The sequence below is a fragment of the Paenibacillus sp. FSL K6-1122 genome (assembly GCF_037977015.1).
Taxonomy (GTDB): Bacteria; Bacillota; Bacilli; order Paenibacillales; family Paenibacillaceae; genus Paenibacillus; species Paenibacillus amylolyticus.
The window spans coordinates 1,576,274-1,593,771 of record NZ_CP150272.1; the positions used below are offsets into that span (position 1 = coordinate 1,576,274).

A 17,498-nucleotide genomic window follows, 5' to 3' on the forward strand; every position below is an offset into this window, starting at 1 on the left:
TGCGGGGTGGTGCGACGCAGTGGCTGGAATCATTCGAATCTCGCCCGGGAACGGAGCTGTGGAAGCTTGGGATGATATCAATCGCCCAGTTGTTCTGATGGACAACAACATGTGTTACACAGCAACGGTTAACCCCCGTTATAGGGTGTTTCTCCGAATTCCAGTGGTGTCGTGCGTGTACGTACATCCAGCGGATCGGAGACGACGAGGTGGATGGAGTCCGGCGCAAGCCTGGCCCATCAAGCGAGAGTGGTACCGCGGAGGGGATAATAACCCGCCGTCTCTTATATGAGATGGCGGGTTATTTGTGTTTGCTGCCGGCAGCAGGGTGGGCATGGGAAGAACCATATGGGGATTGAAAAGTCAGAGGATCAGGGTGTAAGTCGACGTACACTCTGTCATGAGGGTAAGCGGATATACAACGAACGAGTAACGAACATTGAACAACAAGTATAGGCACGAAACATTCAACAGGTATTACTGATCACCAAGGACTAAGCTACAAACAACATACGCGTTTACAAACAAAACATATAACAACAGGGACGGCGATCAGCGGGTGTTCTGTGGCACGTGGATCGTAACGAAAATATTTATAAAAATTTGATGGAGGTTGATGGATATGACAACAACTAATAACAAACGCATGATTGAGATTTTTGATACAACGCTGCGTGATGGAGAACAGGCACCAGGAGCAAGTCTGCAACCCGAGCAAAAGATTGAACTGGCACACCAACTGGCTTCTCTGGGTATCGACGTCATTGAGCCTGGATTCCCGATCTCCAGTCCAGGTGAGTTCGCGGCGGTTCAGGCGATTTCGAGACAGTTGCAGAACGTGGAGATCTGTGGATTCGCGCGTGCGGTCAAAGGTGATATCGATGCAGCAGTTCAAGCAACAGCGGATGCAGCACGTCGCCGAATTCACCTGTTTATCTCTTCTTCGGATATTCATATTGAACATCAACTACGCCGTCCGCGCAGTGAAGTGGTGGCTACCGCTCGTGAGATGGTATCTTATGCACGCCAGTTCACGGACATCGTAGAGTTCACAGCCATGGACGCTGCTCGTACCAAGATGGACGATTTGATTGAAATGGTTGAAGTCGCCATTGAAGCTGGAGCGAGCATTATCAATCTGCCGGATACGGTCGGTTATGCCCTGCCACATGAGTATGGCGAGATGTTCCGTCGGGTGCGTGAGGGTGCAAGAGGCGGCGATCAGGTTCGTTATAGTGCTCACTGTCACAATGATCTGGGCCTGGCCGTAGCCAATAGCTTGGCTGCGATTGCCAATGGAGCTACCCAGATTGAAGTGACCATCAATGGTATCGGAGAACGGACGGGGAACTGTGCACTGGAAGAGCTGATTATGGCGCTGGAGACTCGGGGAGACGCAATTGGTGCAACGACGAACATTAAGCTGAATCAGCTGTATGAGACTTCACGTCAGATTAGCCGTGCGATGCACTTCCCGATTGCGTACAACAAACCAGTGGTGGGACGTAATGCGTTCCAGCATGAATCTGGCATCCATCAGGATGGTCTGCTGAAGAATCGGAACACCTATGAGATTATGGACCCGGAAGCGCTGGGTATTCCGCGCAGCATGATTATTTTGGGCAAACACTCCGGTCGTCACGCCCTGAAGGATCGGGTTCGCAAATATGGTTTTGAGCCGGATGAGCAACAGATGGAGCAATTGTATGAGGTGTTCAAAGAAACCGCAGACCAGCAAAAAGTGGTCAGTGACGACCAGTTATTGCAGATGGTTAGCCAGACCATGAATATTCCTGCACAGGACTATGAACTGGTTGAATTGCAGGTGACGGCGGGCAGCATGACGGATCGAATGGCCGCTGTACGTATTCGCACAAGCGCTGGAGAACAATCTTACTCCGCTGTTGGCGGTGGACCCGTGGATGCGACCATTCGTGCGATTGGTCAGAGCATTTCCGATGATATTGCATTTGTTGATATGGAGATGCATGCATTGAGTGGGGGAGAAGGTGCAAGTGCAGAAGCTGTAGTTACCGTGGAGCGTGCAGGGCGTGAGTTCCGGGGGACGGCAACACATAATGATATCGTCATGGCTGCCGGTCTTGCTTATGTAGCGGCTTGTAATGCTGCTGGGCTGAAGGCGGAATCTTCCGAACATCATGAACAAGAAGCACATGCGTAAAACATCTTTGCCAGATCGCATCTACAGCGACAATAGTAGCAATTGCAATTCGATGTAAATATGCATGGCATATAGTAAATAAATGACGGGCAGGCCTTGAACAACAAAGGTCTGCTTTTGTCTTATTATGGAGGTACATTGAGGAGTGGAATGATGCATTTGTCAAGGTGTGACTATAGTTATCCACATATCCAGTGTAATTTGTGGGTAACTACCGCAAAGTCAAACCAGTATAGTTTTCGAAAGGAAAAGGGTTTAGGGGATAGAATGACTCCTTACTATCCACAAAGTTGTGGATAAAGTGGATAACTTGGTGGATAAATATGGTTTTTGTGTGTAAAAGGCTATTCTACCGCTGTATAATTAAGCTTATTAATGTGCTTGCTATCTTGCTTTCTTGTGGATAAGTGTGAGGAAAAGGGGGATAAAAATATTTCTCTTCATTCGAGTAAATTTGACAAAAGCCAAAACAGCTTCCTAACCTTCGTAGGTTAGAGTTCAATCTCAAGGAACATACAGAACATAAGGTGCATGGCTTCAATACTCGTCCTCAACAAACAAAAAGCTGATCCCAATAAGGAATCAGCCGGTGGTACAACTATACTTGTATTGGAGTGATCAAGCCATGGTCTGAGTCTGTACTATTCGTACTATTCCATGGCTAGTTCTTCCCAGTCCTCGTATGCCTTGGTGAGTTCTGCTTTGTGTTCCTCCGATTGTTGCTGGAGTTCTTGCAGCTTCATATAATCCTGATAGATTTCAGGCAGAGCCATCTGTGCCTCAAGTTCGGTAATCTTCGATTCCAACTCTGCAATCTGTTGTTCCAAAGCTTCCTGCTTGCGTTGACGGTTGCGCTCTTCACGCTTCGCCTGTTTTTCCGCTTCGAATGAAGCCGCTCCAGATTTTTCGGTTGTGGCTGTGTTCAGATCGGATTTGGACGAGTTCTTGGACGAAGCCTGACGTGCCTCAGCAGCTTCACGTGCGATGTCCTCAAGCTCCTGTTTTTTCTCCACATAATCATCGTAATTACCGAGATATTGTTCTGTGCCGCCTGGATGAAGTTCAACAATGCGTTCAGCCATTTTATTGAGAAAATACCGGTCATGGGAGATGAACAGCAGGGTGCCTTCATAATCCATTAATGCCGCTTCCAGCACTTCTTTGGCAAACAGGTCGAGATGGTTCGTAGGCTCATCCAGAATGAGCATATTGGCTTCCTTCAGCATCAGCTTGGAGAGAGAGACACGTGCTTTCTCACCGCCGCTGAGGGAGGAGATTTTCTTGAGCACATCGTCACCGCTGAACAAAAAGTTCCCCAGTACAGTCCGAATGCGTGCTTCTTCCATCCCGGGATAGGCACTCCACAGTTCTTCCAGAACCGTGTTGGACGGATTGAGCCCAGTCTGTTCCTGATCATAATAGCCAATCTGCACTTTTGTTCCCCATTGGATCTCCCCGGTTACCGGACGTAAACTTCCCGTAAGACACTTCAGCATGGTGGATTTACCAATACCGTTTGGACCAATCAGAGCAACCGTTTCCCCACGCCGCAGATCGAAGGATACGTTGCGGAACAATGGAGAAGCCTCGTCATAAGCGACGGACAGCTGATCCACTCGAAGCACTTCCTTGCCTGACATAACGGCGGTTTCGAAGGAAAAATGGGCTTTTTTCAAATCTCCCATCGGTTTATCAAGCCGCTCCATTTTGTCGAGGGCTTTGCGCCGGCTTTGCGCCCGTTTGGTCGTCGAAGCACGTACAATGTTTTTCTGAACAAAATCTTCCATCTTGGAGATTTCGCCTTGCTGTTTCTCATATTGCTTCATCTGAGTTTCATATTCGGCAGCTTTGAGCTCCATATAACGGCTGTAATTTCCCGTATATTTTTTGGAGCGGTGACGTTCGATCTCAACGATGGTTGTTACGAGTCGATCAAGGAAGTACCGGTCATGGGATACCACGAGCAGTGCGCCTGAATAACCTCTCAGATAATCTTCCAACCAAGTAAGGGTGGCGATATCGAGATAGTTGGTAGGCTCGTCCAGCATGAGCAGATCAGGTGCCTGAAGCAAAATACGAGCAAGCGCAAGGCGTGTCTTCTGCCCGCCGCTCAGAGTAGCAATGGGAGTGTCTGGCGAAAATTCGCCGAATCCCATCCCGTGCAGTACGCTGCGAATGCGGGTTTCCATCTCATAACCGCCATGGTCCTTGAACCAGTCGGAGCGTTTCGCATAACGTTCCAGCAGGTCAGCATACTTTTTCTCGTCTTCCATCTGGGCAGGGTCGGCAATATCACGTTCCATCTGACGCAAATCAGCTTCAGCCTGTGTCAGGTGAGCGAAGACGTTCATCATTTCTTCCCAGATGTTACGGTCGGATTGCAGCCCGCTGTTCTGAGCGAGGTAACCGAGCGTCGTTTCTTTGGACTTGAAAATCTGTCCTCCGTCATAGGACATTTCACCGGCTACAATTTTGAGCAAAGTGGATTTCCCGGCACCGTTTACACCAACGAGGCCGATGCGCTCGCGTTCTAATATTTGTAAGTTCACGCCGTCCAGGATTGGATCGACACCAAAACGTTTGATAATTCCGGATACTTGCAGCAGCATAAAATTAAGTTCCTCCATAGGTCCAGTTCTTGATATGACAACTATATCCCAGTTTACATGAAATACAGAGCAATTGCACCGATTGGGAACGCATGGGGCATGTAGTCTTTTTGATCAATCAATGATAAACTGAAAGAAGGCATGTTATTACATGAGGATTTTGCAGAAAATGAATCATTTTAACCATTTCAACAAGATGACAACTGGTCATAACATATAAATTGTTTTTAATGAGAGCTTTTTTCTACCTTCCCTATCAACAGGAGGTTATTCAAGGATATGCAGGATCATGCGGAACTGAAAAGTCAGCTTCGATCCAGACTAAGACAGAGCCGTGATCTGATGGATGCAAGCATGCGTCAGCAGGCAATGACTAAGATTAACGCTGGAGTGAAGCGGGAGCTGGAGCGCCTTAGACAGGCCAAGAGTAAGGTCATGAACAGACCACTCGTTATATTCAGTTATTTGTCCTATGGAAGCGAAGCATCCACAGCTTTTCTGTTTCAAGAGGGCTGGAAACATGGAGATGTGATGTTTGCACCAAAAGTATTGGCGAATCCACCCCGAATGGAGCTACGGCGAGTGACTGGAGAACAGGATCTGGAGCCAGGCATATGGGGGATACCGGAACCCAAGGATTCCTGTGAAGTCCTGACGTCTGAAGATTGGCCTGATATCGATCTCGTATTGGTACCGGGGCTTGGTTATGATCTTCATGGGGGGCGTATTGGTTATGGTGGCGGTTATTATGATCGTTTTGCCGAGACGCTTGCAGCAACATGTGTGATGACGGGCAAGAAACCATTGATGGCTGCGATGGTATTGCCGGGTCAGCTACAAGAGGAGATCCCGATGGACCTGCTCGATCTGCGGATTGATCTGTTGATAACAACCGAAGGTATATTACATATCGAATAAAGGGTTGTGATGTGATTGAGTTCAGAAGTGAACAACGGCCAGGCTTCCGGTGGTAAACTGACCCATTTTAATGAACAGGGGCGGGCCCGGATGGTTGATATCTCAGGTAAGGAAATTACCGTACGTACGGCTGTGGCTGTAACCAAAGTGACGATGAATCCAGATACACTGGAAGCGATTCGGGAGGGCCGAATCGGCAAAGGTGATGTTCTGGCTGTGGCTCAGATTGCCGGGATTCAAGGCGCGAAAAAAACGTCGGACTGGATTCCGATGTGCCATCCGCTGGCACTGACGGGTGTGGATATTCGTTTTCATGATAATGGAGTGGATGAATTACACATTGAAGTTACTGTCAAAACCGAAGGCAAAACAGGTGTTGAGATGGAGGCGCTCACGGCTGCCTCAGCTGCAGCACTGACGGTCTATGACATGTGCAAGGCCATGCAAAAAGATATGATTATCGGTCCAACCATGTTGAATTCCAAGAGTGGTGGCAAAAACGGTGATTACAGCCGATAGGCAATATTTATTTTCATAGAGGAGAAGGGTGATCTTTATGGTGTGGAGAACAGCAATCCTGACAGCCAGTGACAAAGGAGCCCGCGGGGAACGTGAGGATACGAGTGCACAAGTCATTCGGGAGCTGGTGGAAGAAGAGCTGGGTGGTCAAATCGTGGAGTACCGTATCGTTCCGGATGAACCCGATGAGATTATTGCGGCTTTGATTGAGATGACGGATTATTTTCACGCCGATCTGGTGCTGACTACCGGTGGCACGGAGCTGGCCATTCGTGATATTACCCCGGAAGCGACCCGGCGCGTAATTGAGCGGGAAGTTCCTGGGATGGCAGAGGCTATGCGGTACAGTGTAATGAGCAAAAACCGTTCTGCAATGCTGTTCCGTGGGGTATGTGGTATTCGTGGACGTACGCTGATTGTTAATCTGCCAGGTACACCAAAGGGTGTGCACGAACATCTGGCTGCCATTATGGATCAGCTTCCGGAAGCGCTACTGATGGTTACGGGTCAGTTCAAGCAATAATCGAGCATGGACTCTGGGGCAAGATATCCAATTAGCCATGACCGTTGTTAGATTGTTCTAGTGACATCTCTTATTTGTGAATTTTGCGGGTTATGTAAGTGGTTACATCTATGGTATGATGGGCTTAAATTAAGAACGCAGCAGAGACATCTATGAACATCTGGCCGAGTATGCGCATCTTCGAAGCTTGAGACGAGGAGGAATATCAATGTTAAGTTCCATTGGACCTACGGGTTTTATTTTGCTGGCCGTGATTGCATTGTTGTTGTTTGGACCCAACAAACTTCCGGAACTGGGACGTGCAGTTGGGCGTACCTTCCGTGAATTCAAAGAGGGCGCTCGCGAGATTATCTCTGAGGATGACTCGTCCAATCGCAAAGAGCAGGAGAAGGCGAAACCGCTGGCGGCTGAGAGCACACCTGCAGACAAGCCTGCTGATAAACGCCTGCCGGAATAATCTTGACGGCAATGAAAGAGAAATCCCTTCCTGCCGGAAGGGTTTTGTATTTTAAGCTGGCAATAATGGGGGGCAGGCATGACGCAGCAAATGGAAGAAATGTCGATTACGGAACATCTGAGTGAGCTGCGCAAGCGGCTGATCTATGTACTAAGCATTTTTGTGCTGGGACTGATTGCAGGATTTTTTGTGGCGGACCCGGTATACCAATATTTGACCAAGGCAGAGTCGGCAAAAGGTTTTGTATTACATGCCTTCTCGTTCTGGGACGGGATTGGCATCTATATGAAGATTGCAGGGTTGTTCTCACTTATTATTACACTGCCGTTTACGGTGTATCAGATCTGGAAGTTTGTTAGTCCAGGGCTAAAGCCGCGCGAGCGAAAAGCAACGCTGAAGTATGTGCCCTATGTGTTTCTTTTATTTCTGACAGGTATGGCTTTCTCGTATTATGTTATTTTTCCCATGGCACTCGCCTTCACAACAGCGATTACGGAGAAGATGGGGCTTGTGGAGACCTACGGGATGAAACAGTATTTCAGCTTCCTGTTTGGCATTGTGTTGCCTGTGTCCCTGTTATTTGAACTTCCTTTACTTATTATGTTTCTGACAGGACTGCGGATTCTGAATCCAATTCGTCTTCGCAAGATGCGCAGAGTCTCTTATTTTGTTCTGATCTTCATTGCAGTGGTCATTACACCTCCAGACTTTATTTCCGACCTTCTGGTGATGATTCCCTTGCTCTTGTTATATGAGATCAGTGTGTTATTATCCGCAATCGTATATCGCAAGCAGCTTGCAGCCGATGAAGAGATCGAATCCCGCTACGTTCGTGCCGAGGATAAGAAACATGCGGGCTGAATGAGGATAAGCTGTAATGTGCCCGGAAAAGACGGTATGTTCTTATCCGGGCTATTTCTGTAGACTGCCGACAACACGACAGGACAAGCAGGCATATTATGTCCAACAATGGATACAATGGGGAAGGGACTGTCTGTTAACGTTGCAGAAGGGTTAAACAATTTCGTAGAATAAGATTAGTGAATTGCAACATAGAACCAGGCACAGCGGGTGTAATTTGGCTATGTTTGTGTAAATTCAACGTAAATTCTCGCAGGAATTCGTCAAAAGGACTTGAAATCATGCTTCAAGTTGAGTATCATAAAGTTGGTTGTTAGCACTGAACACTGTCGAGTGCTAATACATATGGCTACAACCTACAATGTAACGTTATATAATTTCAAAAGGAGGCTATTTTTCATGATCAGACCTTTAGGTGAACGCGTATTGGTAGAACCACTGGAGCAAGAACAAACAACTTCTTTCGGGATCGTACTCCCGGACTCCGCCAAAGAAAAACCGCAAGAGGGTAGAATCATTGCAGTTGGTGCTGGAGTATTGAAAGACGGCGTACGTGTAGCTCTGGAAGTGAAAGAAGGAGATCGCGTTATTTTCTCCAAATATGCCGGTACAGAAATCAAATTCGAAGGTAAAGAATATTTGATTATGAAAGAAAGCGATATTCACGCGATTCTCGACTAATTCAAATTTAATCGGATAACCGAACCATATAGCACGACCATTTTCCAACAAAAACTAGGGAGGTTTTCTTAACATGGCTAAAGACATTAAATTCAGTGAAGACGCTCGTCGCTCCATGCTTCGTGGTGTGGACGCATTGGCTAATGCAGTAAAAGTAACACTCGGTCCTAAAGGCCGCAACGTGGTTCTGGAGAAAAAATTCGGAAGCCCGCTCATCACTAACGATGGTGTAACCATTGCTAAAGAAATCGAACTGGAAGATGCATTCGAGAACATGGGTGCACAACTGGTTAAAGAAGTAGCAACAAAAACCAACGATGTTGCCGGTGACGGTACTACAACAGCAACTGTATTGGCGCAAGCGCTGATCACAGAAGGTCTGAAAAACGTAACTGCAGGCGCTAGCCCAATCGGTATCCGTAAAGGGATCGACAAAGCGGTTAAAGCTGCGGTTGCTGAATTGCAATCCATCTCCAAACCAATTGATTCCAAACAATCCATCGCACAAGTTGCAGCAATCTCTGCAGCTGACGAAGAAGTAGGCGAACTGATCGCTGAAGCTATGGAAAAAGTGGGTAAAGATGGCGTTATCACTGTAGAAGAATCCAAAGGATTCGCTACAGAGCTTGAAGTGGTTGAAGGTATGCAATTCGACCGTGGATACATCTCTCCTTACATGATCACTGATACGGACAAAATGGAAGCTGTTTTGGACAATCCGTACATCTTGATCACAGACAAAAAAATCTCCAGCACGCAAGACATCTTGCCATTGCTTGAGAAAATCGTTCAACAAGGCAAACCGCTGGTATTGATCGCTGAAGATATCGAAGGCGAAGCACTGGCTATGCTGGTTGTGAACAAATTGCGTGGTACATTCAATGCTGTAGCTGTTAAAGCTCCAGGATTCGGTGACCGTCGTAAAGCCATGCTGCAAGACATCGCTGCCCTCACTGGTGGCCAATTGATCACGGAAGAACTGGGTCTGGACCTGAAATCCGCTGTTGTGGAACAACTGGGTACAGCTCGTCAAATCCGCGTAACTAAAGAAAACACAATCATCGTTGACGGTGCTGGTAACAAATCCGATATCGATGCACGTGTTAGCCAAATCCGTACACAATTGGAAGAAACAACTTCCGAGTTCGACAAAGAGAAACTGCAAGAGCGTCTGGCTAAATTGTCCGGCGGTGTAGCAGTAATCAAAGTTGGTGCGGCTACTGAAACAGAATTGAAAGAACGCAAACTTCGCATCGAAGATGCCCTGAACGCAACTCGCGCTGCGGTTGAAGAAGGTATCGTATCCGGTGGTGGTACAGCGCTCATGAACGTATATAGCGCGGTTGCGGCTGTAGCTCTGTCCGGTGACGAGCAAACAGGCGTAAACATCGTCCTGCGTGCTCTGGAAGCACCAATCCGTACAATCGCAGCTAACGCTGGCGAAGAAGGTTCCGTAATCGTGGAACGTCTGAAAAAAGAACAAACTGGCGTAGGCTTCAACGCTGCAACTGGCGAGTGGGTTAACATGATCGAAGCTGGTATCGTTGACCCTGCGAAAGTAACTCGTTATGCATTGCAAAACGCGGCTTCCGTAGCAGCAATGTTCTTGACTACTGAAGCAGTTATCGCTGACAAACCAGAACCAGCAGGTGCTGGTGGTGGAATGCCTGACATGGGCGGTATGGGTGGAATGGGCGGCATGATGTAATAAAGGTGTTAAAAACCTTTAAAGCATCATGTGCCTGGCAGAGTGAATTCTCGTTACGATGTGACAAGAATTTGTGAAGCAGTCACCGTTACAAATTACAAATAATACAAAAACCACTTCTTAATTAAGGAGTGGTTTTTGTGTTGTTGAGTATTTGTATAATCAAAGTTAGTATCAAGAGATCTGGAGGGCATATATCATGAAACATATTAGAAAAATGATAGTGGCAGGTTTAGTGTCTGCTGCTGTTATCATCTTAAACTATAATTTCACTTCTGATTCCGAACGAAAATTTGTAAAATTAAATGAAGCTAGTGATACTCCATTAACTACATTCACAGTAATTAATAATGAGGATTTCGCAGGCACTACAAATACGCATCAGTTTGATATTCCAACAGGGTTTAGTTATGTGAAAGTGAGTTTTAAAAACACGGGTTCGAAACACTTCACGTTTACGATCAATGAAGGATCTACTAGTGGAACCGCGATAACGTCTGGCAGTGTTCCAGCAGATGGGAAAGAGCATACATATTATAGTGACAAAGCATTGTCGACGGGCTCGTATTATGTAAGTACCTCTTCTGCGCAAGGGATGTCGGGCATATTGGATGTTTCTCTTGGAACTGATGTTAATTAAAGATTCGGTAATTCGCTCTAAATGTAGATTTGAAGCCCTGTGATTGAAACCTCGTTCCTATGGTTTCGTATGTACTGTGATACATAGAGAGATTATCAGTAACGACTTGAGGAGGAAATGATTTGAGAAAGGGTACAAAGTGGACATTATGGATACTGGGCTTGATGCTCGCTGCAATATTTATCAACTTTTTTATGAATCTATATAGCTTTGCTTATGCACTGATTACTGTGCTTATACTTGCCTTTATGGGGTGGGGTTTCTTAGTGAAATTAAAGAACGACGTTCGTCAGCATGAAGATTACCATAGAAGAGAGCATCAGTCTGCGAACGATGACATCGATAGATATACCAGGTAGAATTCAACCAACCTATCATACTTTGCACGTAGCATACATGAGAAGTTATAAGAAACTTGCACTGAAATGATTAAAAGGCTCCCGTGAGGGAGTCTTTTTAATGGCTGATCTTGTAAAAGGAAGTAGTGATGTTTTCTTCTATTGCTAAACAGATAGTTGTTAAGTAAAATAAACATATGAACAAGTGCTCATATATTAATACATAAAACGATATTGGGGATGATACATATGTACGATGTATTGGTTATCGGAGCTGGGCAAGCAGGCTTGGCAGCAGGTTACTATCTTCAACAGTCGGGGTTAACCTTTTTAATCGTTGATGCTGCCTCATCTATCGGGGAATCTTGGCGTAAACGGTACGATTCCTTGCGTCTTTTTACCCCACGAATGTATGATGGGTTACCGGGAATGCCGCTTAGTGGAAATGAAAATAGCCTGCCAAGCAAAGATGAAATTGCAGATTATTTTGAAAACTATGCTAAACAAATGGAGCTTCCAATAAAGTTAAACTGTAAAATCTCCCGTCTCTCGAAGCAAGATGAGGTGTACTATGCTGAAACCAATGATGGAACGATTGAAGCGCGCAATATTATCGTTGCCACGGGGCCTTTCCAGACCAAAAATGTTCCTCATTTTGCGAAAGCATTATCCGAGCATGTGATTCAGCTTCACTCATCAGAATATAAAAATATCTCTCAATTGCTTCCTGGAACAACAGTAGTTGTAGGCGGAGGGAATTCAGGTGCCCAAATCGCCGTAGAGTTGACATCAGATGATAAGCAAACCGTATACATATCCATAGCTCGAAATATTACCTTTAGGCCTTTGCATATTATGAGACGAAGTATATTCTGGTATTTTGAAAAGCTCGGAATATTACGTGCAAGTGCAGATCGTATGGTTGGAAAATGGTTGAGAAATCAGCCTGAGTACGTATATGGCTATGAGTTAAAAGAATTGATGACCCAGGGAAAAGTTAACCTGCGCCCACGTGCCATTGATGCAATAGATGACCGCATCCTATATGAGGATGGTAGTGAGACACAAATAGACAATATTATCTGGGCGACTGGGTTTAAGCGAAATGATAGTTGGATCGATATCAATACTGTTTTTGATGCCCAAGGTGTAATTATACACGAGAGAGGCGTATCACCGGTTGCTGGACTGTACTTTGTAGGGCTACCTTGGCAAACATCACGGGGTTCAGGACTGTTGGGATGGGTTAAATATGATGCTCAGAAAATCGTTAATCATGTGATACAAAGGTAAGACGCATTAAACTATATAAATTGAACTAATCATTTACACGATAACGGAGAGGACAGAAAAAACCTGAAAAAGCAAAGCGTTCGCCTTTATCCCCGGATTTTCCCCTTCGGAAAAGGAATCAAAAAAATCTGGGGATAACAGCGATTGGAAGGTTATTCTGTCATCGTAGTGTCTGTGTAAATAACTTTAGTTCAACTTATATAGATTAGATATCAGGAATGATTAGCAAATATCACAACTCACATTTTTGGGTATATTCCTAAAAGGAGGGATTTTATGAAATTATTTAAATTGCCATTGATTCTTTGTACTATATTAATTGTATCTATTTTGTCAGCTTGTGGTGCGGATGATAGGTTACACGGAAAGAGCGATAACTGGGATGTTTCTCTACAGAGATCAACAGGGAGCTATAGTATTACTTATATAGGTGATGAAAAGCGCATAAAGGATTTTGTGTTTGACCTTACCGGCAATAATATAAAACAACAGGGGAAGGCGCTTGAGGAGCAAGGGGTACCGTTCAGTATGTCGGGAACGGCTACTGAGGCGGAGAAAACGAAAGACCCGATTACCTTTAAAATGAGTTGGAACAATCAAAGCGAGACTGTAACTTTTGAGTAACTCTCACATGCGGGAGGTGTTCATCATTGGTTTGGTGGCAATTACTGAATCATTTCAATAGTACATTTTACACGAAAGGCCGTTCCTTCATGGAGCGGCCTTTTTGCACAATCGTATCTTATTTCGCAACAGTTATTTCAAAAGTAGAGTGATCAGAATCCTGTACGCTGAAGCGATATTCCAATCCGTTGCGAATAGTCGCTCCATCAAAATCAGACTGATTCACATCACGATCCAATAGACCGATATCCTGGATGACATCTTGTGCATCGTTATACGTGTAATCACTATTGGTTGTGAGAATGAGTGTGGCGATAGCAGTCAAGAAAATTCCACCTGTTGGTTTACGCGTATCACCAGTTCCGTACAACCTGACTTCCTGTATGCTCTCATCTGTATTCACTGAACCAACCAAACGCAACTCGTCATTGAGTACATACTCGAAAGTGTCAGTGCCCTGCTCGGAAGAGTCTTGTATATTCAAGCGGGTAATACTCAAACCATTCAGTCGGTATTTTCCTACGGCGCCATTAAACTTGTTTTTAAATTCATCGGTAGTCATGTGGAGGCCAGAAAGTTTAATCTGGGATGAAGGGGTCTGATCTATTTCAGACTGAGTAGAGTTCGAAGATAAATTCAGCATCCCATACAAACCTATTGAAGCAATCGCAAAATAGGCTGTCGTTAGAAAAATATATCTGATCGGCAACCTATCACCTTTGCGAATAGATAAGATCATCCCAACAACAAATCCCAAAAAAGCGATAAATCCAAGAATGAAGAGAGTGGTAAACAAATATTGCAAAGTCTCACCTCGTAATAGAGTAATAGCTGGTACGAATCTTTCTTGCACCTCATTCATTATAATGTTCCCATGACAAAGTTCAAACTCCCACTATTCACTGCCCCAACAAAAAAAGCACTGCCGGCATGCTGCCAGCAGTGCTTGCTTGATGTTATACAGGTTTTACCGTAAAGGTGAAGTGATACGCGCGGTTGGCTGGCAAAGTGTATTCAGGATGGGTACGTGCGCCCCAGCTGTCATCTCCGCCAACACCCATTTGTTTGTAATTGATGCGTGCGATAGTCTGTGTGCTCTGAGGTAATTTGTACACATGGTCGTTTGCTTCCAGTTCCTCCGGTGTCCACGGCAACGCATTGATTTCAAATGGTATGGTGGCTTCAACATGAAGGCCAAGCTGACCATCCGCTGACGTAACTTCAGCAAAGCGTACATCCGTTTTGTTACCACACTCTTGTGGTTTCAGATATGGAACAAATTGATCTCGAACCGCACCTGTGTAATAACCGAGACGTGCACTGGTCAGACGGTCTGCGTAGTTGTCATGCGGGCCTCTGCCGTACCAAGAGATTGTATCCAAGCGGTTATTCAGTTGCAACAGCATACCGAATTCCGGTAGATCAGGTAAGCCTATGCCTGGAATAAGGTTTTGACTGATTTCCAATACACCATCCGCATCAATTCGGTATGTGATGGACAGCGTACATCCCGGATGTTGATCCCACGTATAATCGGTCGTTACGAGAATACCTTGCTCGTCTGCATGGTGCTCGAAGCGAATTAATCTGCTGGTAGCGTGAGCATTTCTCCAGAACGCAGAACGATCATTCAGGCGGTTCCCCATATCGTTGTCTGTCATGGCTCTCCAGAAATTCGGCCGGACAGGTGCGAGCAATTGCTCCTGATTGTTGATCTGATAGGACGTTAACGCGCCAGTAGCTGGATTGAAGCTCAACGTGACTTGGCCTGTAGTCACTTTCAATTCATCTTGCAGCTCTTTTACCTGCGGTGTATTGCCTTGCCCTTGGTGTACCTGTTGGATTGGACGCAATCGCGGAGATACCACGAACTGATCCCAGGCAATCTCATGACCTACTCCTGCCCATTTGGTTGCGATTTTTGTAACCAGAGATACAGTCAGCACCGCTTCCTGGAACAGATCGGACGATGGAGTGTACGGGATTCGGACTTCAACCGATTCGCCAGGAGGTACCGCGATATCCAGTGTGCCGTTCTCTACAGACTTGCCATCGTGAGTTACTGTCCATACGAGCGAATATTCGCTCAGATCCGTGAACAGGAACTGGTTTTTGATACGAAGCAGGCCGTCTTTGACATCAACGGTTTCCATACGAACGTTCTGATAACATTTCTTCACTTCTTCCAGCTTCGGTGTAACTGTCTTATCGGCCAGAATGAGTCCGTTCCCGCAGAAATTTCCATCATGAGGGGATTCACCGAAATCGCCGCCATAAGCAAAATATTCTACACCGTCTGCCGTAGTGGTACGAATGGACTGATCGACCCAGTCCCAGATGAATGCACCCTGCAACACATCATATTTATCGAACAACTCCCAATACAGATGCAGACCTCCACAAGAGTTACCCATGGCATGGCTGTATTCGCAGATAATATAGGGTTTCTTCGGACCCTTCATGCGCGCGTATTGCTCCACATCTTGTGGGCTGATATACATTGTCGATTCAATATCGCTTGCCGAATCAGAAGGGCGATAATGGAAGGTACCTTCATAATGAACGAGACGAGTTGGATCGACTTGTTTCAGATAATCGTACATGGCGATGAAGTTATCGCCGCCGAAGGATTCATTACCCAGAGACCATATAATCACGGACGCATGGTTTTTGTCCCGCTGGAACATCGAGTTACAGCGATCTATTACGTTGTTACGCCATTCCGGCTTGCTCGCGGGAATGTTGTTTTCATTCATTTCCTTTTGCCCATATTCCCAGGTACCGTGAGTTTCCAAGTTCGTTTCGTCAATGACATAGAGGCCATATTCATCACACAGTTCGTACCAGAGTGACTGATTCGGATAATGGGATGTACGCACCGCGTTAACGTTATAGGACTTCATCAACTCGATGTCACGGATCATGTCTTCCCGTCCAATGGCTCGACCCTTATCCGGGGAAAATTCATGACGATTGACGCCTTTAAATACAATGCGTTTGCCATTGATTTGCATCAGGCCGTCCTTCAGTTCAAACTTACGGAATCCGATCCGGCTACGGACTGCTTCCAGTGTTTCGCCTGATTCGTCCTGAATGGACAGCACAAGTGTATACAGGTTAGGGGACTCAGCGCTCCATAGTAGCGGCTTCATAACCTCTGCTGACAACTGGAATGAAAGTTCATCCTCGCCCTGGAAAGTAACGGCTGCAGTAAGTGGTTGCTTCAGCACTGTCTGCTGTTGTGCATCATAGAGCTGCGCCTGAACGGACAATTCGGCAGGGGTCTGCGCGGCATTATGATTAATTAATTTCAAATCCAGCAGTAGCTCCGCATCCTGATACGCGTCATCCAGTTCAGTACGAACAAAGAAATCGGCGATCTGAACCGGTGAAGGTGAATGCAGGTATACACCACGGAAGATGCCGCTTAACCGCCAGAAATCCTGATTCTCCAGCCAGCTCGCATCACACCAACGGTATACCTCCACAGCCAGCTTGTTCTCACCTTCGGTCAGATATGGAGTGATATCAAATTCTGCGGGCGTGAACGTATCTTCGCTATAACCGACCAGCTCCCCGTTCACCCATACATAAAAGGCAGATTCAACGCCCTCGAAGTGCAGCAGGACAGGCCGGTCTTTCCAGTCAGTAGGAACCGTAAACGTGCGGATGTACGAACCCACCGGATTATAGGTTGTTGGTGCAAATGGTGGCTTCAATTCAGGCTCACGCTCGACCCACGGGTACGTCATATTTGTATAGTGGGGATAATCGTAACCTTGCAGCTGCCAGTTGGAAGGAACGGCGATCTCGTCCCAGTCACTGGCATCATAGTTGTTCTCATAAAAGGATGTAATCCGTTGCTCCGGTGTCTCCGCAAAGGCAAACTTCCACTGACCATTCAGTGATTCGTACCATGGCGATGCGCTGGAATCATTGGACAATGCTTCTGTTATAGATGGAAACGCTACCATAGAAGCATGTGCGGGTAGACGGTTTACTTGAAAAGTCTCGGGATTATTGTTCCATTCCGGGTATCCATTTGCCGGAGGGGTGTGTACCAGTTTCTTTCGCATAACAGCAACTCCTTCTGAAATGTTATAATATTGTCATTATAGAATTGAATTGATACTTAGAGAATAAAG

At 46.0% G+C, this 17,498-nt stretch carries 15 protein-coding genes and 1 other annotated feature (1 of these 16 cut by a window edge); of the genes, 12 read left to right on the forward strand and 3 right to left on the reverse strand.

Annotated elements, in window-relative coordinates; translation table 11 throughout:
- Positions 1–288, forward strand: a binding site (T-box leader) (it extends 48 nt beyond the left edge of the window).
- A gap of 334 nt (positions 289–622) precedes the next feature.
- The gene (locus tag NSQ20_RS06895) at positions 623–2,182 is read left to right on the forward strand and encodes a 2-isopropylmalate synthase (protein ID WP_091033768.1); all 1,560 of its coding nucleotides are present in this window, start codon (positions 623–625) and stop codon (positions 2,180–2,182) included.
- Between the two features lie 650 nt (positions 2,183–2,832).
- Here NSQ20_RS06895 and NSQ20_RS06900 read toward each other — a convergent pair.
- On the reverse strand, positions 2,833–4,791 hold the full coding sequence (locus NSQ20_RS06900; RefSeq protein WP_340032157.1) for an ABC-F family ATP-binding cassette domain-containing protein: 1,959 nt from the start codon (positions 4,789–4,791) through the stop codon (positions 2,833–2,835).
- A 279-nt stretch (positions 4,792–5,070) separates the two neighbouring features.
- On the opposite strand from NSQ20_RS06900, the gene NSQ20_RS06905 reads away from it, so the two are divergent.
- The 11 genes from NSQ20_RS06905 (at position 5,071) to NSQ20_RS06955 (ending at position 13,353) form a co-directional block, all read left to right on the forward strand.
- The gene (locus tag NSQ20_RS06905) at positions 5,071–5,709 is read left to right on the forward strand and encodes a 5-formyltetrahydrofolate cyclo-ligase (RefSeq protein ID WP_340032158.1); all 639 of its coding nucleotides are present in this window, start codon (positions 5,071–5,073) and stop codon (positions 5,707–5,709) included.
- Positions 5,710–5,724: 15 nt separating this feature from the next.
- Positions 5,725–6,228, forward strand: a complete 504-nt coding sequence (gene moaC, locus NSQ20_RS06910) for a cyclic pyranopterin monophosphate synthase MoaC (protein WP_223869015.1) — start codon at positions 5,725–5,727, stop codon at positions 6,226–6,228.
- A 37-nt stretch (positions 6,229–6,265) separates the two neighbouring features.
- A complete protein-coding gene (locus tag NSQ20_RS06915; RefSeq protein ID WP_017690080.1) occupies positions 6,266–6,751 on the forward strand; it encodes a MogA/MoaB family molybdenum cofactor biosynthesis protein in 486 nt (161 codons plus the stop codon).
- A gap of 208 nt (positions 6,752–6,959) precedes the next feature.
- The gene (gene tatA, locus NSQ20_RS06920; protein ID WP_036611264.1) at positions 6,960–7,208 is read left to right on the forward strand and encodes a twin-arginine translocase TatA/TatE family subunit; all 249 of its coding nucleotides are present in this window, start codon (positions 6,960–6,962) and stop codon (positions 7,206–7,208) included.
- Between the two features lie 78 nt (positions 7,209–7,286).
- On the forward strand, positions 7,287–8,069 hold the full coding sequence (gene tatC, locus NSQ20_RS06925; protein ID WP_017690078.1) for a twin-arginine translocase subunit TatC: 783 nt from the start codon (positions 7,287–7,289) through the stop codon (positions 8,067–8,069).
- 399 nt (positions 8,070–8,468) lie between these two features.
- A complete protein-coding gene (gene groES, locus NSQ20_RS06930; protein ID WP_017690077.1) occupies positions 8,469–8,750 on the forward strand; it encodes a co-chaperone GroES in 282 nt (93 codons plus the stop codon).
- A 73-nt stretch (positions 8,751–8,823) separates the two neighbouring features.
- The gene (groL, locus tag NSQ20_RS06935) at positions 8,824–10,458 is read left to right on the forward strand and encodes a chaperonin GroEL (RefSeq protein ID WP_017690076.1); all 1,635 of its coding nucleotides are present in this window, start codon (positions 8,824–8,826) and stop codon (positions 10,456–10,458) included.
- A gap of 199 nt (positions 10,459–10,657) precedes the next feature.
- Positions 10,658–11,098 (forward strand): hypothetical protein, encoded by a 441-nt coding sequence (locus NSQ20_RS06940; protein ID WP_340032159.1) that lies wholly within the window; start codon positions 10,658–10,660, stop codon positions 11,096–11,098.
- 122 nt (positions 11,099–11,220) lie between these two features.
- Positions 11,221–11,457, forward strand: coding sequence for a hypothetical protein (locus NSQ20_RS06945; RefSeq protein ID WP_315371343.1), 237 nt, complete (start codon positions 11,221–11,223; stop codon positions 11,455–11,457).
- Positions 11,458–11,676: 219 nt separating this feature from the next.
- Positions 11,677–12,729 carry an NAD(P)/FAD-dependent oxidoreductase gene (locus tag NSQ20_RS06950; protein ID WP_340032162.1) on the forward strand — a complete coding sequence of 351 codons (1,053 nt, stop codon included), beginning with the start codon at positions 11,677–11,679 and terminating at the stop codon, positions 12,727–12,729.
- A 276-nt stretch (positions 12,730–13,005) separates the two neighbouring features.
- Positions 13,006–13,353: a hypothetical protein gene (locus NSQ20_RS06955; protein ID WP_340032163.1), complete on the forward strand. Its 348-nt coding sequence runs from the start codon at positions 13,006–13,008 to the stop codon at positions 13,351–13,353.
- Positions 13,354–13,471: 118 nt separating this feature from the next.
- Here NSQ20_RS06955 and NSQ20_RS06960 read toward each other — a convergent pair whose 3' ends face one another.
- Both NSQ20_RS06960 and NSQ20_RS06965 read right to left on the reverse strand, forming a co-directional pair.
- Positions 13,472–14,158 (reverse strand): hypothetical protein, encoded by a 687-nt coding sequence (locus tag NSQ20_RS06960; RefSeq protein WP_340032164.1) that lies wholly within the window; start codon positions 14,156–14,158, stop codon positions 13,472–13,474.
- Between the two features lie 151 nt (positions 14,159–14,309).
- On the reverse strand, positions 14,310–17,429 hold the full coding sequence (locus tag NSQ20_RS06965; RefSeq protein WP_340032165.1) for a glycoside hydrolase family 2 TIM barrel-domain containing protein: 3,120 nt from the start codon (positions 17,427–17,429) through the stop codon (positions 14,310–14,312).
- Positions 17,430–17,498 lie beyond the last annotated feature (69 nt).